The organism is Lactobacillus sp. HMSC08B12 (genome assembly GCF_001808415.1).
GTDB lineage: Bacteria > Bacillota > Bacilli > Lactobacillales > Lactobacillaceae > Lactobacillus > Lactobacillus delbrueckii.
Genome location: NZ_KV793096.1, coordinates 1 through 19,580 on the forward strand (window position 1 = coordinate 1; position 19,580 = coordinate 19,580).

Annotated in this window: 19 protein-coding genes and 5 pseudogenes; 7 read left to right on the forward strand and 17 right to left on the reverse strand. The window is 47.8% G+C overall.

Annotation, left to right across the window (positions count from 1 at the left end; translation table 11 throughout):
* Nucleotides 1-192: 192 nt before the first annotated feature.
* Nucleotides 193-590 (forward strand): annotated as a pseudogene (locus tag HMPREF3168_RS00725) (transposase); the annotation flags it as partial.
* A 151-nt stretch (nucleotides 591-741) separates the two neighbouring features.
* Nucleotides 742-927 (forward strand): hypothetical protein, encoded by a 186-nt coding sequence (locus tag HMPREF3168_RS00730; RefSeq protein WP_002879841.1) that lies wholly within the window; start codon nucleotides 742-744, stop codon nucleotides 925-927.
* Between the two features lie 58 nt (nucleotides 928-985).
* Here the strand turns inward: HMPREF3168_RS00730 and HMPREF3168_RS00735 are convergent, their stop codons facing one another.
* Nucleotides 986-2,860, reverse strand: coding sequence for a beta-glucoside-specific PTS transporter subunit IIABC (locus HMPREF3168_RS00735; RefSeq protein ID WP_070487990.1), 1,875 nt, complete (start codon nucleotides 2,858-2,860; stop codon nucleotides 986-988).
* A gap of 213 nt (nucleotides 2,861-3,073) precedes the next feature.
* Between HMPREF3168_RS00735 and treR the strand changes: the two genes are divergently transcribed.
* From treR to HMPREF3168_RS00755, 5 genes and pseudogenes are all read left to right on the forward strand, one after another.
* Nucleotides 3,074-3,781 (forward strand): trehalose operon repressor, encoded by a 708-nt coding sequence (treR, locus tag HMPREF3168_RS00740; protein WP_016396242.1) that lies wholly within the window; start codon nucleotides 3,074-3,076, stop codon nucleotides 3,779-3,781.
* A 10-nt stretch (nucleotides 3,782-3,791) separates the two neighbouring features.
* Nucleotides 3,792-5,444 carry an alpha,alpha-phosphotrehalase gene (gene treC / locus HMPREF3168_RS00745; RefSeq protein ID WP_070487992.1) on the forward strand — a complete coding sequence of 551 codons (1,653 nt, stop codon included), beginning with the start codon at nucleotides 3,792-3,794 and terminating at the stop codon, nucleotides 5,442-5,444.
* Between the two features lie 293 nt (nucleotides 5,445-5,737).
* Nucleotides 5,738-5,968 carry a YSIRK-type signal peptide-containing protein gene (locus tag HMPREF3168_RS09665; protein ID WP_231528990.1) on the forward strand — a complete coding sequence of 77 codons (231 nt, stop codon included), beginning with the start codon at nucleotides 5,738-5,740 and terminating at the stop codon, nucleotides 5,966-5,968.
* A gap of 168 nt (nucleotides 5,969-6,136) precedes the next feature.
* A pseudogene (locus tag HMPREF3168_RS09670) lies at nucleotides 6,137-6,292 on the forward strand (MerR family DNA-binding transcriptional regulator); the annotation flags it as partial.
* Between the two features lies 1 nt (nucleotide 6,293).
* Nucleotides 6,294-6,713, forward strand: a pseudogene (locus tag HMPREF3168_RS00755) (ATP-binding cassette domain-containing protein); the annotation flags it as partial.
* Nucleotides 6,714-6,766: 53 nt separating this feature from the next.
* Here HMPREF3168_RS00755 and msrB read toward each other — a convergent pair.
* The 16 genes and pseudogenes from msrB to HMPREF3168_RS10895 form a co-directional block, all read right to left on the reverse strand.
* Nucleotides 6,767-7,192, reverse strand: coding sequence for a peptide-methionine (R)-S-oxide reductase MsrB (gene msrB / locus HMPREF3168_RS00760; protein ID WP_003612761.1), 426 nt, complete (start codon nucleotides 7,190-7,192; stop codon nucleotides 6,767-6,769).
* 266 nt (nucleotides 7,193-7,458) lie between these two features.
* Nucleotides 7,459-7,698: pseudogene (locus HMPREF3168_RS00765) on the reverse strand (HigA family addiction module antitoxin); the annotation flags it as partial.
* A 523-nt stretch (nucleotides 7,699-8,221) separates the two neighbouring features.
* Entirely contained in the window at nucleotides 8,222-9,196 is a 975-nt protein-coding gene (gene rfbD, locus HMPREF3168_RS00770) for a dTDP-4-dehydrorhamnose reductase (RefSeq protein WP_016396236.1), read from the reverse strand.
* Between the two features lie 15 nt (nucleotides 9,197-9,211).
* Entirely contained in the window at nucleotides 9,212-9,820 is a 609-nt protein-coding gene (rfbC, locus tag HMPREF3168_RS00775; protein ID WP_148129867.1) for a dTDP-4-dehydrorhamnose 3,5-epimerase, read from the reverse strand.
* Between the two features lie 2 nt (nucleotides 9,821-9,822).
* Nucleotides 9,823-10,713: pseudogene (gene rfbA / locus HMPREF3168_RS00780) on the reverse strand (glucose-1-phosphate thymidylyltransferase RfbA).
* A 28-nt stretch (nucleotides 10,714-10,741) separates the two neighbouring features.
* The gene (gene rfbB / locus HMPREF3168_RS00785; RefSeq protein WP_070487999.1) at nucleotides 10,742-11,740 is read right to left on the reverse strand and encodes a dTDP-glucose 4,6-dehydratase; all 999 of its coding nucleotides are present in this window, start codon (nucleotides 11,738-11,740) and stop codon (nucleotides 10,742-10,744) included.
* Between the two features lie 87 nt (nucleotides 11,741-11,827).
* Nucleotides 11,828-12,352 carry a TetR family transcriptional regulator gene (locus tag HMPREF3168_RS00790; RefSeq protein WP_013440192.1) on the reverse strand — a complete coding sequence of 175 codons (525 nt, stop codon included), beginning with the start codon at nucleotides 12,350-12,352 and terminating at the stop codon, nucleotides 11,828-11,830.
* A gap of 11 nt (nucleotides 12,353-12,363) precedes the next feature.
* The gene (locus HMPREF3168_RS00795; RefSeq protein ID WP_070488001.1) at nucleotides 12,364-13,068 is read right to left on the reverse strand and encodes an MIP/aquaporin family protein; all 705 of its coding nucleotides are present in this window, start codon (nucleotides 13,066-13,068) and stop codon (nucleotides 12,364-12,366) included.
* Between the two features lies 1 nt (nucleotide 13,069).
* Complete coding sequence (gene dhaM, locus HMPREF3168_RS00800) at nucleotides 13,070-13,447, reverse strand: dihydroxyacetone kinase phosphoryl donor subunit DhaM (protein ID WP_070488003.1); 378 nt, start codon at nucleotides 13,445-13,447, stop codon at nucleotides 13,070-13,072.
* Between the two features lies 1 nt (nucleotide 13,448).
* On the reverse strand, nucleotides 13,449-14,030 hold the full coding sequence (gene dhaL / locus HMPREF3168_RS00805) for a dihydroxyacetone kinase subunit DhaL (RefSeq protein ID WP_070488005.1): 582 nt from the start codon (nucleotides 14,028-14,030) through the stop codon (nucleotides 13,449-13,451).
* A 13-nt stretch (nucleotides 14,031-14,043) separates the two neighbouring features.
* Nucleotides 14,044-15,039 (reverse strand): dihydroxyacetone kinase subunit DhaK, encoded by a 996-nt coding sequence (gene dhaK, locus HMPREF3168_RS00810; RefSeq protein ID WP_070488007.1) that lies wholly within the window; start codon nucleotides 15,037-15,039, stop codon nucleotides 14,044-14,046.
* Between the two features lie 115 nt (nucleotides 15,040-15,154).
* Nucleotides 15,155-16,054 carry an MATE family efflux transporter gene (locus tag HMPREF3168_RS09675; RefSeq protein ID WP_246825663.1) on the reverse strand — a complete coding sequence of 300 codons (900 nt, stop codon included), beginning with the start codon at nucleotides 16,052-16,054 and terminating at the stop codon, nucleotides 15,155-15,157.
* Between the two features lie 465 nt (nucleotides 16,055-16,519).
* The gene (locus HMPREF3168_RS00820; protein WP_070488009.1) at nucleotides 16,520-17,395 is read right to left on the reverse strand and encodes a DNA/RNA non-specific endonuclease; all 876 of its coding nucleotides are present in this window, start codon (nucleotides 17,393-17,395) and stop codon (nucleotides 16,520-16,522) included.
* Nucleotides 17,395-18,222, reverse strand: a complete 828-nt coding sequence (locus tag HMPREF3168_RS00825; RefSeq protein WP_035161705.1) for a sunset domain-containing protein — start codon at nucleotides 18,220-18,222, stop codon at nucleotides 17,395-17,397. The genes HMPREF3168_RS00820 and HMPREF3168_RS00825 overlap by 1 nt, the downstream gene beginning before the upstream one ends.
* Before the next feature lie 327 nt (nucleotides 18,223-18,549).
* On the reverse strand, nucleotides 18,550-18,915 hold the full coding sequence (locus tag HMPREF3168_RS00830; protein WP_231520312.1) for a hypothetical protein: 366 nt from the start codon (nucleotides 18,913-18,915) through the stop codon (nucleotides 18,550-18,552).
* Between the two features lie 3 nt (nucleotides 18,916-18,918).
* Nucleotides 18,919-19,089: a TetR family transcriptional regulator gene (locus HMPREF3168_RS10895; protein ID WP_256388589.1), complete on the reverse strand. Its 171-nt coding sequence runs from the start codon at nucleotides 19,087-19,089 to the stop codon at nucleotides 18,919-18,921.
* Between the last annotated feature and the right edge of the window lie 491 nt (nucleotides 19,090-19,580).

Here is a 19,580-nt window from a genome sequence, read left to right on the forward strand (position 1 = left end):
TCTATTTACACAAGAATTTATACTGAACCACAAAAAAAGCAAAAGTTATATTTTTAATAAAAAAGTATAAACAAGAAGTATAAACAAGAAACAGCCCTGCTGCTCAGCAACAGGACTGTTAAAAGCCTTATTCTTGCTATTTTACTGCCGCTTTCACTCTTGCGCCCAGCCCCACATAAAATTATACAGTTCCAAATATTCAATACACCGGAAATAAAGGCTCATGGTGGTAATGAAGACTGGTATGACGAGCTATTGGAAGAAAACAAGCTCTTCTTTACAATAGACTTCGTCAAAGACCTGCTAGATCAGGCATATAACTCACATGACGAAGTGGAAATGTGCGTCAGACTAGAAGAGATCATAGATATCTGTAAGGCAACTAAAAATAGTCACTTTATTTGGTTTGCGCGTCTCTTATACCGCCATTTGAGAGGGATCTACACGTTTGCCAAATACGGGATATCAACTGGCAAACTTGAGGGTATTAACAATAAGATCAAGACCGAGAGACGTAAAGGGTATGGGTATCCAGATGATGAATGCTTCTTCCTGCGGTTAATGGAGAGCTATCACGGAAGGCTTCCTAAGTCTCTCAATCATTTACACAAGTTTTTATACTGAACCCTTTTAAGCAAAAACTGGCCAAGCGACGATTTTTCAGATTAATTTTCAATTATCAGACTATTCTTGTTTTTTTAGAGTTGAAATTAAATTAACTTTGGGAGAGGAGGAAAGACCATGCAATTTACCAAGCAATTTGAAGGAACTTTTGCCCAAGTCAAGGAACAAATCGACAAGTTCGTTGCTGAAGGCGGCCATATCGACGCGGTCATCACCGACCACACTGGCGAAAAGGTTACCGAAGACCACACCTTTGGCTACAAGATGCGGGTCATCGCTATCTGCAGCGAAGAAGAAAGCTAAATAAGCGCAAAAAGACGCCATCCCCAAATCGAGGGATGACGCCTTTTTTGTCTATAAATTATTCAACGCTTGGCAACTTAATGTCCACGTCATGTTTGTCAGTAACTACCGTCATGACCGTTGGATCGTAGCCGGCTTCCTTAATGCCGTCCAGGTCAAACTCGATCAGAATTTGCCCGGCCTTAACCAGGTCACCTTGCGCAACTTTGACGTTAAAGCCCTTGCCCTTAAGCATAACCGTGTCGATCCCGATGTGGATCAGCACTTCCGCGCCAGCCGTAGTCTTCAAGCCAATCGCGTGGCCAGTTTCAAACAAGGCTGCTACTTCACCATCAACCGGAGCCTTAACCACGCCCTCAGTTGGCACTACCGCGAAGCCTTCACCCATGGCACCAGTTGAAAAAACTGGGTCGTTGACGCTTGACAAGGCAATCACCTTGCCAGCTACCGGAGCAGTCAAAGTTTCGCTCTTTCGCTTAGCTTCACTGCCTGGCCGTTGCTTCTTTTCAACCTTCTTGCCGGCAACCATTTCGTCATTGTAGCCCCAAACCCAGGCCACGATGAAGGAAATTACCAGAGCTGCCGCGCTGGACAGAAGGAAGGCGTAGAAGCTAGTCAAGTCACTTGGATTCTTCGGGTTGAAGAAGGATGAGAAACCGATCAAAGAACCAGTAAAGCCGTACATGGTCCCGTGCATCAAGCCAGTGATCAAACCGCCGACTGCTGACCCGATCAAACCGGAGATAAAGACCTTCTTAAAGCGCAGGTTGATCCCGTAGATCGCTGGTTCCGTAACCCCGCAGAAGGCTGAAACAGCTGCGGAGATCCCCAAAGTCTTGGTCCCCTTCTTCTTAGTCTTCAAGGCTACAGCCAAAACTGCCGCCCCTTGGGAAACCATAGTCACAGAAATAATCGCGTTCAATGAACTCTGGCCGCTTTGGGCAATCTGCTGGGCAACCAGCGGCACAACGCCCCAGTGCAAACCGAAGATAACCAGAACTTGGTAGAAGGCACCGATCAACAGACCCCCGATCCAGCCAGAAGCTGAAACAACCCAGTTGATCAAGTCCGCAATCCCGTTGGCCACGCCCTGGATCACCGGACCGGTAATCATCAAGGTAACTGCTGAAACTAGCAAGATGGTAATCATCGGCGTGAAGATCATCTGCAGGTAATCCGGCAGGTGGTCTCTCAGCCAGTCTTCCAGTTTCTTAGCCAGCCAGGCGGCCAGGATCATCGGGAAGATTGAGTAGGTGTAGTTCAAGAACTGGAAGTTGAAACCGCCCAGACTGAACATGGTCTTGTACTGCCCGCCCCAAGTAACCAGCTGCGGGTAAGTCAGGACTCCGCCGATTACCGCGGCCACGATTGGATCACCGTTCAGCTTTTTAGCAGCGGCGAAGCCAACCAAAATTGGCAGGAAGTAAAAGGCTGAGTCCGCCATAGCGCTGACCGTGATATAAGCCGTGCTCTTCACGTTCAAAAGGGCCCCTAATTGCGGCAAAGTCAGCAGGGCCAGGATCCCCTTGATGATACCGGAAGCAGCAATAACGCCGACCACCGGGCTCATGGAGCCAGTAATGAAGCCGATCAAGTTGCCAAAAGCTTTGGAAACCGGGTTCTTGCCATCATCTTCCTTAGTTTCGGCAGTTTCGGCTGCTTCGCCGCCTTCTGGCAGGCCGCCCAGTTCCGCCATCACGGCGTCGTAGACCTGGGTAACCGCGTTGCCGATGACCACTTGGTACTGGCCGGAAGCGTGCATTACGTCGATAACGCCGTCAGTTTCCTTTAAAACTTCATCGTTGGCCTTGCTTTCATCCTTAAGGTAGAAACGCAGGCGCGTGATGCAGTGAATCAAGCTGTTGATGTTCTCCTTGCCGCCGACGTTGGCGATGATCGTCTTCGCCAGGCCGCTGTAATCTTTCTTTGCCATATTCATTCTCCAAAAATCTTAGCGACTGGTAACCGCTTTCTCTTAACTGTCTCTATCTTATACTTGTGCATACAAGTTGTCAACACTTTTTGTAAATTATTTTATTACCGGCATTGTTTCCGGTTTCTATCTTCAGATTATCTTGTACATACATATTGAAAAGCCACCTACGCCCGGCTATAATGGAGGCAGAAAAGAATTTGGAGACAGAAAATGACTGCCAAGCAAGACATGATTACCCAAGACCTGGCCGGCAAGATCCGGCACGGGATCTACCCGCCCAAGAGCTTTTTGCCCAGCGAAAACGAACTGGCCAATCTCTACGGGGCATCCCGGAACACGGTCAGAAAGTCCTTGGAAGACTTAACCAGCCTGGGATTAATCCAGAAGATCAAAGGCAAAGGCTCGATCGTCCTCGACTTTTCCCGCTTGAGCTTTCCAATTTCCAGGATCACGACTTTTAACGAACTGAACCAGTCCCTGGGACTAAAAGCAGAGACCAAGCTTTTGGAAATCAAGGAAGTCAAGAAAGTTCCCGACGACTTCAGCTGCGACAACACGGAGCCTTTTATCAAGGTCAAGCGGCTCAGAATCATTGACGGTGAGCCGGACGTTTTAGACGTAGACTACATCTCCACCAAGTACGTCAAGGAAATCAGCCCGTCTGTGGCGGAACATTCCTTATATGACTACTTTGAAAACGACCTGGGCCTCAAGATTTCCTACGCGGTTAAAGACGTCAGCGTGCAGACCGTGAGCGAGGAATTAGCCAAGATGCTGGAATTGGACCCCGACCGGAAAGCCGTTTTAGTGAAAAGCATGGTCTACTTAGAGGACACCTCCCTCTTCCAGCTGACCGCCTCTTACCACAATCCCAACCGTTTCAGATTTATTGACTTTGCTCGCCGCAGCAAAATATAGGAGAAAAAACATGCAAAATCTAGGTCAAAAAGTCATCTACCAGATCTACCCAAAGTCCTTCTACGACGCTAACGGCGACGGGATTGGGGACCTCCGGGGCATTATCGAGAAGATCGACTATATCAAGAAGCTGAACGTAGACATGATCTGGTTCAACCCCTTCTATGTTTCCCCGCAAAACGACAACGGCTATGATATCGCCAACTACAGGGAGATCGATCCCCTTTTTGGCACGATGGCTGACTTTGAAGAGTTGCAGGCCAAATTAGCAGACATCGGCGTGGGCGTGATGCTGGACATGGTTTTGAACCACTGCTCAACTGAACATGAATGGTTCAAGAAGGCTTTAGCCGGGGATGAAAAATACCGGAAGTTCTTCTACCTGCGGCCCGGCAAGCCTGACGGCAGCCTGCCAAACAACTGGCAGTCCAAGTTCGGCGGCCCGGCCTGGTCCAAATTTGGTAACACTGACCTTTACTACCTCCACCTCTATGACTCGACCCAGGCTGATCTGGACTGGCACAATCCGGAAGTCAGAAAGGAACTGGAAGACGTGGTCAACTTCTGGCGGGGCAAGGGGGTCCGGGGCTTCCGCTTCGATGTCATCAATGTGACTGGCAAGAGCGAGGATCTGGTCGACTCCACTGACCCAACCGAAGAAAAAACTCTCTACACCGATACGCCAGTGGTTCACGACTACTTAAAGGAACTGAACCGGACGACTTTTGGCCAAGACGAGGACTCTATCACGGTTGGGGAAATGTCTTCAACGACTATCCCCAACAGCGTCCGCTACACCAACCCTAAGGAAAAGGAGCTGTCCATGGTCTTCACCTTCCACCATTTGAAGGTCGACTACAAGGACGGGGAAAAGTGGACTAAGACGCCGTTTGACTTCATGAAGCTGAAGGGGCTACTCAGTTCCTGGCAGACAGGGATGACCGAAGGCGGCGGCTGGAACGCTGTCTTCTGGAACAACCACGACCAGCCTTGGGCCTTAAACCGCTTCGGCGATCCGGTCCACTACCGAGAAAAGTCAGCGGAAATGCTGGCGGCCACGATCCACTTTTTGCGGGGAACGCCATTCATCTACCAGGGAGAAGAACTGGGGATGGTCAACCCAGACTACCAGTCAATGGACGAATACGTGGACGTGGAATGCAAGAACGCCTACCAGGAATTGCTGGACAAGGGAATGAGCGAGGATGAGGCTTTTGCAATCATCAAGGCCAAGTCCCGAGACAACTCCCGGGTGCCAATGCACTGGGATGATAGCAAGTACGCCGGCTTCAGCCAGGTTAAGCCGTGGCTTCTGCCAACTCACCAAGACGAAATCAATGTCAAAAAAGAACTGGCTGAGGGAGAAATTTTCGCCTTCTACCAGAAGCTGATTGCTTTAAGAAAACAGGAAGCAGTAATTTCTGCCGGCGGCTTCCGGGAAATCCTGCCGGATGACCAGCAAGTTTTTGCCTATGTCAGAGAGCTGGACGGGGAAAAGTTGGTTGTCTTCAACAACTTCTATGGAAAAGAAGCCGTGATCTCCGTGCCAAGCGACCTGCAGGAATGCGGCCAGATTCTTTTGGACAACTACAAAAGAGAGCTCAGCTGCCTGCCAGGTGAATTGAGCCTGCGGCCATACGAAAGTCTGGCCTTTAGAATTTAATAAAATGTGAAAATGCCTTGCAAGATTTAGACAAAAGTCTCATGTTTGCAAGGTATTTTTGCTAATATTCGTTATTTTTGGTATTTGATCATCCATTACGATGATTTTTTGCTAAAATTATTTATAAGTACTTACTTTAATATTGTTCTTTTTGATTACAAGTAGAGGGAGTCCTCTTCTTATACCCAATTGAGTGTAATTTACAGAACTGTATATCGCTGTTTGAACGGTATATCTAATTTTTTGCCATAATTTATTGCTTTTTAAAATAAAAATATAGATGAACGATAATTATGAGCCACAAACACGATCCCAATTTCAACAGCAAATTAAACGGGAAAGAAAAGTTTGGATTTCGAAAATTATCGATTGGCCTGGTAGCAGTCGCTTTAGACACCAGCTTTTTTGTAGGTAGCGGGCAGCTGGTACAAGCTCTAGTACTACAGTTGAAGAAAGCACTAGCAGCGAATCTACTACAGAAGGAACGGCCCCTCCTGCTGATGAGCAAAAGCAAGCCGCTGTAACAAGCAGTCTACTGAACCAGCAAAAACCAGCGCGGCGACTACGGAAACCAGCATCCCGGAAAAGGATGTGACTGCTAAAAATTATCCATTTTATCCAATGCTAAACAGCAACGTTTCTTACCAATTCTTTATATAACGCCGGTATCAAAAGATTGGAAGAAAGAAACGATGAGCGAATACATGTCCATATCAAAAGCAGCTGAGTATCTTAACGTTGCCAAGTCAACTCTCCGCAATTGGGAAGCTGAAGGACTGATTACGCCGCTTAGAACTGCCTCCAATCAACGTCACTACACTAAAGAAGTGCTAGATGAGGTTCTGCGCTGAATACAAGGAAAAGCTGAAGGTACTCAACCTGGGTCTGGAAGACCGGTTGACTGCTAAAGTAGGTCTTCTGTCCGGCGGGCAGAGACAGGCTTTGACCTTGCTGGTGGCAACTCTGGTCAAGCCGAAAGTTCTTCTCTTGGATGAACACACGGCGGCACTGGACCCGAAGACGGCGGAGAAGGTCTTGAAGGCGACCGACCGGATCGTCGCAGACGGCAAGCTGACCACGATTATGGTGACTCACAACATGAGGGATGCCATTGCCCACGGCAACCGCTTGATTATGATGAACGACGGCAAGGTCGTTTTAGACATCAAGGGTGAAGAAAAGAAGAAACTGACAGTGGAGAAATTGCTCCACCAATTTGAAGTCGTATCCGGCGAGGAATTCGCCAGCGACAAGGCAATTTTAGGCTAGAAAACAAGAAAACTGGCGATTTCCAAAGCAAGGAAGTCGTCAGTTTTTTTCGTTTATTCGAAAAGCTGCCGGTATTCGCCGTAACCCGCTTCTTCCAGCTGGTCGTAAGGGATGAACTTGAGGGCAGCAGAGTTGATGCAGTAGCGCAGGCCGCCCTTGTCCAAAGGACCGTCGGTGAAGACGTGGCCCAGGTGGGAGTCAGCCTGGCGGCTGCGGACTTCGGTTCTTTCCATGCCAAAGGACTGGTCCCGGCGCTGGGTCAGCTTAACCAGAGGCTTGGTGAAGGCTGGCCAGCCGCAACCGGAATCGTACTTGTCCAAAGAGGAAAAGAGGGCTTCCCCACTGACCACGTCGACATAGATCCCTTTTTCGAAGAAGTTGTCGTACTCACCTGTATAAGGCGGTTCAGTTGCCGCGTTTTGGGTCACGGCGTACTGCATTGGCGTCAGCCGGTCTTTCAAATCTACTTTTTCGTTCATCTTGGTCACCTCATCTATTTAGATAAGGCTATTGTAGCTTGAATAGATGCGCGAGGCCTTGATCTGGATCAAGAAATTAGTTAAGTGCTAATTTCCCATAAATTACTACTCAAAGTGCTCTATCACTTGATATATCAACCTTTTAGAGGGTTTCGTTGAGTTTAAGTTACAACTCAAAAAATATTATCTTAAACTTCGAAAAAGGCCGTAATAGTAGGCTTTTTAGACATTGAGTTGTAAAATCCTGGGAAATTAGCATTAAGAGATTACTTATTTTTGGCCTGTACCTCTGTAAAAGGCTTAATTGCTGACAAGTCACGGCTAAGATGCTTCTTGGCATCCCGCAAGTCAATGTCACTTTGCAGATTAAAGAAGTAAGAATCTGATACGCCAAAGAATTTGGCTAATCTGAGTGAAATGTCAGCAGTGATTTCCTGGCTGCCGTGCAAGATATCCTTGATTCTTGCAGCCGGCACATGGATGGCTTGCGCCAAGTCAGCAGCGCTAAGTCCTAACGGCTACAGGTATTCGTCATTGATGATTTCAGCAACTGTTGGCGTTTTGATAGATTCGGTCATTTTTTGCCTCCTTAAAATTATTTCTCTTGTACTGTTTGAACCTATTCTACCTCATCCAAAGCAGATTTTTTGGAACATGCATTCGGTAGAGAACCCCCGTCACTACAGCATTCTTACACAGCAAACTTTTTGTAAACTAGCCACCGCTAGCGCCTTTCTAGAAGAAGATCTTGCCACAAAAGTTTTTGGCCGATTTTTGGGCGAACGAAAACCCCCTTGGAAATTGAGAGCATATTCCAAGAGGGCGTTTATATCTTTTATCAGCATCATGCTTAGCGCATGGTGCGCTCGGCGCTATCTACCTTATTACCCATAATATCATATTTTGCCTGTTTAGTCCTATGGCTTGCTCTATTTTAGTGCCGCTTGGACGATTACCATGAATAGGTGGATATGCCTAAAAACAAGCAAAAAAGCACCGGATTTCACATCCAGTGCTCTTAAAAATTGCTTAGTCAAAGAAGCCGTCAGCCTTCAAGGCTTCCAAGTAGCGGTGCACGGCGTCTGGCCAAGTTGGCAGCGGCTTGAAGCCGTTCTTTTCCAGCTTGCTCTTGTCCAAACGTGAGTTGAATGGCCGTACAGCCTTGGAGAGGCCGTATTCTTCCGTGGTAACCGGAGTTACCTTGGTCTTGTAGCCGGCCTGGCGGTAGATTTCCTTGGTGAAATCGTACCAGCTGATGTAGCCGGTCTTCGTGCCGTTTTCATCATAGCCGCTGGCAGTTTCTGGCAATTCCGCGTTAGTTGCGTGGTAATAGCCGTACTTGTCAGTTTCGATCATGTCGACCAAAAGCCGGGCCAAGTCCAAAGTGTAAGTTGGCGTACCGATTTGGTCGCTGACCACCTTGACTTCATCATGAGTCTTACCCACGTTAAGCATGGTCTTGATGAAGTTCTTCCCGTTCAAGCCGAAGACCCAGGCGATCCGGACGATGAAGTACTTGTCCAAAGTTTCAGATACGGCAAGTTCCCCGCCCAGCTTGGTTTCCCCGTAAACGTTCATTGGCTTGTAGCCCTTGAAGTCCGGGTCCCATGGAGTAGTGCCCTGGCCATCGAAGACGTAGTCAGTGGAGATGTAAACCATTGGCACGTCTAATTCCTTGGCTACGTTGGCGATGTTTTGAGTACCATTGGTGTTAACCTTGCGGACAGCCGCAACCTTGTCGTCGTCTTCAGCCAGGTCAACAGCAGTCCAGGCAGCGCAGTGAACGATCACGTCAGGGTTAACTTCAGTGATGGCCTGCTTTACGCCTTCCGCGTTAGTAATGTCCAAAGAAACGTAAGGAGCAGTAGTAACGGATGAGCCGTCAGCGATCCCGCTGTATTCCGGAGCCAAGTCGCTGCCGACGCCTTCGTAGCCCCGCTTGGCCAATTCGTTCATTACGTCATGGCCCAGTTGGCCGTTAACGCCAGTTACAAAAACTTTCATGAAAAAGTCCTCCTCTTAGAACTTGAAGGTGTCCTTGAGGCCCAGCCACTTTTGGTCCCTGTCGGACAAAGTCAGCTTAGTACCGTCTTCCAAAGCGTAGCCGCTAGCATCAGCTGAGCCCGGGTATTCGCCAACCAATTGCGGCCATTCAATCCCGATTTCAGGGTCGTTCCAAGCCATGCCGCCTTCATCGTTTGGGTGCCAGAAGTCGTTAACCTTGTAGCAGAATTCAGCCACGTCGCTCAAAACCAGGAAGCCGTGGGCGAAACCTTCTGGAATCAAGAACTGCTTCTTGTTTTCAGCGGTCAGTTCCACCCCGTACCACTTGCCGTAGGTCTTGGAGTCGCTTCTCAGGTCAACGGCAACGTCGAAGACATCCCCACGCACGGCCCGGACCAGCTTGCATTGCGGGAAGTGCTTTTGGAAGTGCAGGCCCCGCAAAACGCCCTTGATTGAGCTTGATTGGTTGTCTTGGACGAAGTTGATGTCAAAACCAGCTTCCTTCATGTCGTTTTCGTTGTAGGTTTCCATGAAGTAGCCACGGTCATACCCGTGAACTGCTGGCGTAATCACTGCCAAACCTTCAATACCGCCGACATTCTTTTCAACTTTGATTACTTCGATTGTCATTCCTTTCTAAAAAATCTACCATCAGCGATTGCCTTCAAATGCCTGTCATAAGTACTCTTTCCGTAAAAAGCTGCAGAATTTCTAAGCCGGTCTCTATCAATCCAGCCATTAGTGTAGGCAATTTCTTCTATTGCAGAAATACTTACTCCGGTTCTCTCTTGAACCGTTTTGACAAAATTGGAGGCATCTATGAGACTATGAATCGTTCCAGTATCTAGCCAAGCACAACCGCGACCTAACTGCTGAACGATTAACCGCTCTTCTTTGATGTACATCTCGTTCAATGATGTAATTTCAACTTCACCACGTTTGCTTGGCTTAACTTCTGCTGCTTTCTGACTCACGCCCGATGGATAGAAATATAGACCAGTTACAGCATAATTGCTTTTTGGATTTGCAGGTTTCTCCTCAATCGAAATAGCTTTACCACTTTTATCAAATTCAACCACTCCGAAACGTTCAGGGTCATTAACATAGTAGCCAAAAACGGTTGCTCTCCCTTTTCGGGCATCCTCTGCCGCGCCTTTGATCATATTGGTAAAACCATTTCCGTGAAAAATATTATCACCCAAAACCATGGCGCAAGGTTCACCGTTAATGAAGTCCTCGCCCAAGGTAAAGGCTTGAGCCAAGCCATCTGGACTGGGTTGAACCTTGTAAAAGAGCTTAATCCCAAATTGGGAGCCATCACCCATTAGTTCCTTAAAGCGGGGCGTATCAGTCGATGTGGAGATAATCAAAACATCTTTGATCCCCGTTAACATCAGTGTCGATAATGGCTAATAAATCATTGGTTTATCATAAACAGGCAGCAGCTGCTTGCTGGTAACTAAAGTAAGTGGGTAAAGGCGGGTACAAGAACCGCCTGCTAAAATGATTCCTTTCATTTGCAGTTCCTCCTATTTTCTTTTAAGCCTAATAATTCTTTCGATATCCTCCAGAGATAATGTTTTCCCACCATTCCTTGTTGTCCAGGTACCATTGGATGGTCTTCTTGATACCGTCCTTGAACATGGTTTCCGGCAACCAGCCGAGTTCATCGTGGATCTTGGTTGGGTCGATAGCGTAACGTTGGTCGTGACCCTTGCGGTCAGTAACGTGTTCGATCAAGGAGTAAGGCTTGTCCAGGTAGTCGCAGATCAGCTTAACGATGTCGATGTTGTGCATTTCGTTGTGGCCGCCGATGTTGTAGACTTCACCAACCGTCCCCTTTTCCAAAATGAGGTCGATGGCCTTGCAGTGGTCTTCAACGTAAAGCCAGTCGCGGACGTTTTGACCTTCACCGTAAACTGGCAAAGGCTTGTCGTCCAAGGCTCTTTGGATCATCAATGGGATCAGCTTTTCCGGGAATTGATAAGGGCCGTAGTTGTTTGAGCAACGGGAAATAGTTACAGGCAGGCCGTAAGTTCTGCCGTAAGCCCCGACCAAAAGGTCAGCGCTGGCCTTTGATGATGAGTATGGGCTGGAAGTGTGCAGCGGCGTGTCTTCGTGGAAGAAGAGGTCTGGCCGGTCCAGCGGCAGGTCGCCGTAAACTTCGTCAGTTGATACTTGGTGGTAACGCTTGATCCCGTACTTGCGGCAAGCGTCCATCAAAACGGAAGTACCGATGATGTTGGTTTGCAGGAAGATTTCCGGGTTTTCGATTGACCGGTCAACGTGGCTTTCTGCGGCGAAGTTAACAACAACGTCCGGGTGTTCTTCTTCAAAAAGCTTGTAGACGCCTTCGCGGTCGCAGATGTCCAGCTTGACGAAGCGGAAGTTTGGCTTGTCCATGACATCCTTCAGGGTTGACAGGTTGCCCGCGTAAGTCAGCTTGTCCAGGCAGATGATCTTGTAGTCTGGGTGCTTCTTCATCATGTAGAAGACAAAGTTGGAACCGATAAAGCCAGCACCGCCGGTAACGATAATTTTCATGAGCAAACCTCCTTGTGCAGTCAATTGTATAACTTATTTAGAGTATAAAATACCCTTGAGCTCGAGCTGGAGTTCAAGGGTAAAATTTTACAGATTCAAGGTGAAGTGGAGGGCGTTGTCGACCTTGCTGGCGATAACGTCGTATTCCAGCGGGTGTGGCCGGAAAAGGTTGTCAATCATTGTATAAGTCAGACCCAGGCAAAAAGTTTCCACAAAGTCCTTGGCCTGCTGATCAAAATCCGCCCCTTCTTCTTCAATGATCTGCTTGAGCAAAACGGCAATATGGCTGGAAATTTCCCCGACCACATCAACCTCTGTCTGGCTTTCATAGACGCTCTTATAGAACTTTTTATTCAGTTCGATCCCGTAAAAGACCAAAAAGATGATACCTTCCCAGTCCAGGTAGCCGATATTGCTCTCGATATCGTTTTCCATCATCGACTTGATCGTATAGTCCAAAAGGTCAAACTTGTCCTTAAAGTTCTCGTAAAAAGTCTGTCGCCTAATCCCGCTTTGCTTCATGATCTTGGCAACACTGACATGGTTAAAGCCGTTTTTGGCCACCTCATCTTTAAAAACTTGCGAGATGTGCAGCTTTAAACATTCTGACATTGGCTAACTCTCTATTTCAACAATGCCTGCAGGCCGCTAGCTAAAAGACCACCGGCGATTGGCCCTAAGACAGGAACCCAGGCATAAGCCCAGTTAGCCACGCCCTTGTTTGGCACTGGCAAAATCGCGTAGGCCAGACGTGGTGAGAAGTCCCGGGCTGGGTTCAAGGCAAAGCCAGTCGTTGGACCCAAAGCTTGACCAACAACCATGATTAAGAAACCAACAATTAATGGCTTTAAGCCTTGGGTGAAGTTGCCCAGGTTGAGCAAGGTGAAGATGAAGACAAAAGTCGCGATCGTTTCACTCAAGAAGTTGAAAACAGGGTTGTTGATGGCTGGGCCAGTCGCAAAAATCCCCACGCTGTTGCCTTCATCAGCCTTAGTCGCCTTAAAGTGCGGGTAGTAGTGCAGGATTACCAGGGCTGCCCCGACAAAGGCGCCCAGGAATTGCCCCAGCAAGTACGGCATTACCTGGCTCCATGGGAAGAAGCCGAAGGCCGCGAAACCAATAGTTACCGCTGGGTTGATGTGGCCTTGTGCGCCGAATTGGCCAGCCACGTAAACGCCGAAGGTTACCGCCATTCCCCAGGCCAGGGTGACAAACAGCCAGCCCTGCCCCTTGGCATAAGCCTTATTCAAGCTGATCCCGGCCCCGCAGCCGACACCCAGCACGATCAAAATCATCGTTCCTAAGAACTCTCCTAAAAATCCATTCATGTTAGTCATCTCCTTTAATCTTTAAAGGCGCCAGCTGGCTTTCAAGTTCAGCCAAGCCAACACCAGCCTGCAAGAGCGAAGCCGCCACATAAGAACCTTCGATCAAGGCTACGTCATAAACGCGGACCCTTTTCTCGGCAAACTCCCCAGCCATGTCCAGATTCATTCTAGCACTGCCCAGGTCGTAAAAAGCCAGCAGCTCGTCAGCAGCATTTTCTTCAATTGCCTGCCCAATCTTTTCCATACTGGTCCCAATATCGCCATCATCAGTACCACCAGCAAAGGTAATCGGCACGTCAGCCGCTACCTGCTTAAGCAATTTTGGTAAACCAGCCGCGATTTCAGGCACATGGGACACGATCAAAATACCGTAAGTCATCTTATGCCTCCGCTTCCAGCAAAGCCGTGAAAAGGTAGCCGCTTGAAACGGAACCTGGGTCAAGGTGACCAATTGACCGCTCACCTAAGTAAGATGCCCGACCCTTCTTGGCTTGCATCGGCTTGGTGCTTTCAACTGCCTCTTGAATGAGATCGTTAGTTAAGTTGTCTTTAGCTAAAGCCGGTACGACCGCTGACCAGACATCAACCATGGTTTTATCGCCAGGTTCAGCGCCGCCCCGCTTCTTGATCCCCAAAAGGGCTGCTTCAGTCAATCTAGCCAGGTCAGTTTCACTATTGCTCAACTTGGCCATTTCCAAGAAGGCTGTCCCGTAGAGTGGACCTGAAGCCCCGCCGACCTTGCTGATCAGAGACATCGCCACCAGCTTTAAAGCTGAGGTCAAATCAGCTGGCTCTTTAGTCTGCAAGGCTTCTTCAACTGCTGACATCCCTCTGGCCATGTTATTGCCGTGGTCTCCATCGCCAATCGGGGTGTCCAGGTCACTTAAGTAAGCCTTGTTGGCTTCGATTTTTTCCGCAAAAATTGCCATCCACTTGTCTAAAAGTTCAGTCGTCAGTTCCATTTTTTGCTCCCCCTTACCAAGCAATCGTCTTAACTAGGTAGTTCAAGTAGTCCAGCCACTTGTCATCCGCGATTTCCATCACCGTCAAGGAAATACCAGCCATGTCGATGGAGGTCATGTAGTTGCCGGCCTTAGTGAAGACAGGCTTAATGCCTTTAGCACCCAGCCAGTCCAGGACATCCTTGCTAAAGATGTATTGTTCCATCAAAGGCGTTGCCCCCATCCCATTGACCAAGATGGCGTACTTCTTGTCAGCAGACAGCTTCAAGCTTTCATCGATCTTGCCGAGCAGTTCCTGGGCCAGGTCCTTAGATGGCTTGATCTTTTCTCTGCGGTAGCCTGGTTCGCTGTGAATCCCGACCCCGTATTCAATCTCGTCATCAGCTAAAACGAAGCCCGGCTTGCCAACTTCTGGCACCGTAGCTGCTGACAAGGCAACACCAATCGTGTTGATGTGTGGCAATACTGCCTTGGCTAATTCTTCAATCTCATCCAAGCTGGCACCTTGGTCAGCAGCCGCACCTAAGATCTTGTGCATAAAGACGGTCCCGGCCACCCCGCGCCGGCCTTGAGTGTAAAGGCTGTTTTCCACGGCAATGTCGTCATCAACCACGATAGAGCGGACTTCGATGTCGTCCATAGCGGCCAAATCCTTGGCCATGTCAAAGTTCATCACGTCACCAGAATAATTCTTGACGATCAAGAAGACGCCCTTGCCTTGGTCGGCTGCCTTAATTGCTTCGTAGATCTGGTCTGGAGTCGGGGAAGTAAAGACTTGCCCGCAAACAGCCGCAGTCAGCATCCCTTTACCAACATAACCAGCGTGGGCTGGTTCATGGCCGCTGCCACCGCCGCTGACCAGACCAACCTTGCCGGTCATTGAGTCCTTGTCGCTGCGGACTAAAGCAGCCGTGCCAGGGATCCGTTCAACGTATTGCGGGTACATTCCGGCTAGGCCAGTTACCATTTCTTCAACAACATTGCTTGGGTCATTAATTATCTTTTTCATCGGAAAATCCTCCTTACTTCTTCCAACTTGTTTAACCACATCATATACTGTAAGCGCTATCTTTTCAACGGACAGTTTTCAGAACTTGTCCGGTCAAGTGGATTAATTCCTACTCCTATCTACTTCCGCGCTTAAATTCCAGCAAGACCCGGTTGCCAAGCATATATAAAATCACAAAGTAGCCAGGGATGGCCCAGAGGGCTGCCCAAAAGACCGTCGCTCCAGGCCCTAGGCCTTTAGCTAAAGCAGCTTGGCAAACCAAGTAAACATAAAGACAGCCCAGCAAACTGCTGGCCAGCTTTTTCCCGCTGGGCAAGAGGCGGGCCGACTTTTTCGCCAAAAAGTAACAAGCTAGACAAATCACCAGGTCGGCAAGCAAGGTTGCCAGCGCCGCCCCTGCAGCCGGCGCGAAATCTAAATCCTCGATCTGCCGGGCCAATTTTTGAAAAAATTCTCCGCCCTTTTGCCCATATAAGCAGGCCAGACGCGGCACGGTCACAACGATCACAGCACCTAACAATTGCTTAAGCAGAGCCGTAACCTTGCTGGCCACCAAGTAAAGGCCTACATAATAGTCGCTGGTCATCACTCCCAGCTGGGCTACATCCGCGCTTACGTAAAGCAGGTTGACCAGAGAGTTGGCGAATAAGCCGAGGATGGGCAGGAGGTGCTTTTGCCAGGAAAAGCGCCAGGTCAAAGACCAGGTGCAGTACTTACGTAACCTCAGAAAGTTGATCAAGTTGGCCCCCGCGCTGCCCGCCACCGTAGTCCAAGTATACAGCAATAGATCGCTTTCATCCTTGACATATGTCAAGAGCAGGATCAGAGACAAAATTTGAAAGCAGATGTTCCGCAAAGCCAGGTAGCCATATTCCTCGTGAATCGCGTAAAGCCACTTGCAGCCCAAGGTTGTAAAAATAATACCGAAACTAAGCGTCCAAATCAGCGGTCCATATTCCCGCAGCTTGCTGGAAAAAAGCAGACAGGCCGCCAGGCCAAAGTAAGCCAATAGCACTGCCCAAAGCACAAACGAGGCGGCTGAGAAGGCTGTCAAGAACTCCAAGAAGGCACAAAAGAAAATAAAGAGCATCTACTCTGAGTTTGTCTGGATCTTAGGAATCTTTACAGCAATGTCCTTCGCCATGATGGGCTCCGTCGAGATTCTTGGGAATCTGTCTAGTGCTTCTCTTCTCTAGGATATGCTTTCATAGTTGGTGGCGTGTACCTAATCGTCATCTACTTGATAATTTTGATACTGTTTATCGGCATTAAGAAACTGTTTGCTGATGGGGAATATCAGATTGATTTCAAATTTTGCATATTGCTTTCGATAGTTTCCATTATATTTTTCACCGTAGGAATTGTGCTACTCAATACACTTCACTTAACGTAATGTATTAAAGCCCATAAAAGATAAAAGTTCTCCGCTCTGTTAGAAGTGAAGTCTAACAGTTTCAGAGAACTTTTTTTCTAATGCTATTTAATTCTGTACCCGGCTGGTACCATCGCTGTAGTTCAAAACAACGCCGGGCTGGACGTTAAAGACATAGACGTTAAAGGAAACCGCATTGCTGCCAACAGACTTGGCCTCCATTTGAACGCCACGGGCCAGAAGCTCATCTCCTTTGAAGATTGGCTTAACCCGGTAGCGGACGTAGTTATTTGAAGATTCCTTCAAATAGTCAGCTACTTCATTTTCGTATGGCAGCATCCCCGATACGTTCATTTCTTCCGTACCAGTGATTAGGTTCTTCGGGTTGTTATTCTGTCCAGTCAGCTGGTAGCCGATCAAGTGACTCCGGTTATAGAGCCAACCGCTAGAAATCCGCTTGTTGTGCCAGCCAGTTGGATCCCAGTGCAATGGTTCTCTTTTAGCAGTCGGCATCAGGGACTGATTCAGCATTGCATTGGCCGTAGTAGCCCGGTTCAAGCTGTCCAGATTGCCGTAGGTCTGCCAGGCACCACGGCTGGTTGTCAGGTCACTTTGGCTAAAGTCTGGTTGGTTGTTATTTACTTCAGTAAACAGTTGCCCGCTATAAGTCAGGGATGCCAGATCAGTTTGCTTTGACTTAGCAGAAGCAGTTTCTTTCGCGGACGTAGTCTGGCTGGTCTTACTACCCGGCTTTTTGGCCAGCTTTTCCTTAGCTTCCTCAGTCTTATCCTTAATAAGATCAGTCTCAACTTCTAAAGTAAGATTATCAGACTCGTAGTCTTCGATTTTATCTTTATACTTATTGACCCGCTTGGTCTTAACGGTAATCTTTGGATAATTCTGGGAATCAACCGGCTTGGTAGAAGTCACGGCAAAAAGCAGAGCAACCGCACCGGCAGCAAAAATTATTCTTTTCTTTTTCATTATCTCTTAGCCCTCCGGTAACCTGCTCTCTGCGCTTCTTCTTCACTGTTAAAGTAGACAGCGTTTGACGAATTCATACGGTAGCCGGACTGGCCAGGGACATGATAAATTTTTGAGTTGACATTACCAACAATTTTCTGAGAGTCAGCCGTGTTCATATCACCGTGCTGATCACTTGAAGTATCAGCTGAGTCATCAGTGCTTGAATCACTGGCACTAGATGCGGCAGCGGCTTGCTTTTCCGCGGCTTTACGGGCGGCTTCAGCTGCCTTTTTAGCTTCAGCTGCCTGCTTTTCCTGCTCCTGCTTAGCCTTTGCAGCAGCTTCTTTTTCTGCCTTTTCCTGGGCTTCCAGCTTCTTAACCTTCTTAGCCAGAGGCGCGTAGACCAACAAGGCGGCCTTCTTGGCAGAAATCAGCGCAGCGTTCTTTTCTTTTACCTGTTGGTATTCCTTAGCGCCAGTATACTTAACCACGACTTTGGTCCGCGGACTGTATTCTTCCGCGGCTACACTGCCAACACCGACAGTCACAAAAGAAAGGGCCAGCAAGAGCCAGGCGGTTGCCTTTTGTACCTTTAACTTGTGTTCTATTTTACTGTAGGCAAAATACATCAGAACAAAAGCGGCAATAAAGAGGCATCCCCCTACACTTAAAATTCCTAACGGCAGATAGCTCATCATAACGCCTAGCAGGGACAAAAAGGCAAAGCTGCCCCACCCTCTAACTGAATAGTAATCTTTATCAGCCTTACCAGATTTTTTTTTACGATAGCTGATCGTCGCCATAGCAGCAGATGCTACTAGCAATATGGGCCATAATACGGCCATAAATATCCTCATCTCTTCCTCCTCAAAAAACACACGATTAAATAGCTAAGTGCCGAAGCTCCCACTTAGACACTCAGACTTTACATTATAGCACGCGTGTAAAGAGATTTCTTATAGAAAGAACGAGTAGTGGGTTCAAAAAAGTGCATAAAAAAAGAGCGCCTATTAAGCGCTCCAACCGGTTCGGTACAAGTAATCAGCTGGTACCATTTCTTGCACATCAGATGTGAACCCGGTTCATAATTCTGGTATCTATATTGTAGCACACACAAACACCCCCTTGAAACAAAGAGAGCACGTTTCAAGGGAGGCGCGCGGAAAGAACATTTATTCCTCACTAGTGTGATTAGAGAGTGTAAAATGCAAGGCACTATTAACCCGGTCAGCGATTACATCGTAGTCGAGCGGGTGATGGCTGAAGAGGCTGTCAATCATCGTATAGGTCAAGCCAATCCTGAATACCATCACGCAGTCACTGGCCTTGTGGTTGTCGGTCATGCCTTCTTCTTTGATGATCTTTCGCAGCAGCACTGCAACATGCCGCGAAATCTCACCAATCACGTCGATCTCTTTTTGACTTGAATATACGCTTTTGTAAAAATCCCTGTTCAGCTCAGCACTATAGAAAACTTGTGCGATAATTTCCTCCCGATCCAGCCTGTCGATGTTGCTTTCGACATCGGCTTCCATCATTGCCTAGATGGTATAACCTAGCAAATCATATTTATCTTGGAAGTTATCGTAAAAAGTCTGCCTTCTAATACCACTCTTCTTCATCAAGTGAACTACACTGACGTGGTTAAAGCCAGTTTCAGCAACTTCAGCCCTAAACACGAGTGCAATGCGCAACTTAAGATCTTCGGACATCGGATCACGCTTTCTTAAGGCTGATTGTCGCAAAAAACTGTTGTCTCATTTTTAAACCATAACCGCTAGCTACTATAACGTGCAAACAGACCATCCGGTACTCACGCTAAGCCGGACAGAATAGAACATATCGTATCTTGCGTTTTAGGAGATAGTATCAATTACCCCAGCCTGTTATATATTGCCTATCGTTAATAGCGGCCAGCGGCTACCATCAATAATATGCCCGAAAGCGGATTAAATCAACGGACAATTTGTAAGCGTTTGTCCAAAAAATGAAAAAATTACGAAGCGGATGGATGAAAAACACTGCGGCATCCCTTATTAGGAAGAGAACTCTGTTTTCTACTCTAAGTCAAGTGTTATCAATGATTTTAGGCAATTTTATTTTGAAATAAAGGCCTAATCGGGAAATAGCTCCCGGAGAATCAAGTCAAATATCTGATTTAGGGCATGACAATTACAGCCACCTTCTGTAATTTCAAAAAAGA

Coding starts and splice junctions, on each gene's coding strand:
- HMPREF3168_RS00730 (WP_002879841.1), top strand. CDS start 742: ATGCAATTTACCAAGCAATTTGAAGGAACTTTTGCCCAAGTCAAGGAA.
- HMPREF3168_RS00735 (WP_070487990.1), bottom strand. CDS start 2,860: ATGGCAAAGAAAGATTACAGCGGCCTGGCGAAGACGATCATCGCCAAC.
- treR (WP_016396242.1), top strand. CDS start 3,074: ATGACTGCCAAGCAAGACATGATTACCCAAGACCTGGCCGGCAAGATC.
- treC (WP_070487992.1), top strand. CDS start 3,792: ATGCAAAATCTAGGTCAAAAAGTCATCTACCAGATCTACCCAAAGTCC.
- HMPREF3168_RS09665 (WP_231528990.1), top strand. CDS start 5,738: ATGAGCCACAAACACGATCCCAATTTCAACAGCAAATTAAACGGGAAA.
- msrB (WP_003612761.1), bottom strand. CDS start 7,192: ATGAACGAAAAAGTAGATTTGAAAGACCGGCTGACGCCAATGCAGTAC.
- rfbD (WP_016396236.1), bottom strand. CDS start 9,196: ATGAAAGTTTTTGTAACTGGCGTTAACGGCCAACTGGGCCATGACGTA.
- rfbB (WP_070487999.1), bottom strand. CDS start 11,740: ATGAAAATTATCGTTACCGGCGGTGCTGGCTTTATCGGTTCCAACTTT.
- HMPREF3168_RS00790 (WP_013440192.1), bottom strand. CDS start 12,352: ATGTCAGAATGTTTAAAGCTGCACATCTCGCAAGTTTTTAAAGATGAG.
- HMPREF3168_RS00795 (WP_070488001.1), bottom strand. CDS start 13,068: ATGAATGGATTTTTAGGAGAGTTCTTAGGAACGATGATTTTGATCGTG.
- dhaM (WP_070488003.1), bottom strand. CDS start 13,447: ATGACTTACGGTATTTTGATCGTGTCCCATGTGCCTGAAATCGCGGCT.
- dhaL (WP_070488005.1), bottom strand. CDS start 14,030: ATGGAACTGACGACTGAACTTTTAGACAAGTGGATGGCAATTTTTGCG.
- dhaK (WP_070488007.1), bottom strand. CDS start 15,039: ATGAAAAAGATAATTAATGACCCAAGCAATGTTGTTGAAGAAATGGTA.
- HMPREF3168_RS00820 (WP_070488009.1), bottom strand. CDS start 17,395: ATGAAAAAGAAAAGAATAATTTTTGCTGCCGGTGCGGTTGCTCTGCTT.
- HMPREF3168_RS00825 (WP_035161705.1), bottom strand. CDS start 18,222: ATGGCCGTATTATGGCCCATATTGCTAGTAGCATCTGCTGCTATGGCG.
- HMPREF3168_RS00830 (WP_231520312.1), bottom strand. CDS start 18,915: ATGATGGAAGCCGATGTCGAAAGCAACATCGACAGGCTGGATCGGGAG.
- HMPREF3168_RS10895 (WP_256388589.1), bottom strand. CDS start 19,089: ATGTCCGAAGATCTTAAGTTGCGCATTGCACTCGTGTTTAGGGCTGAA.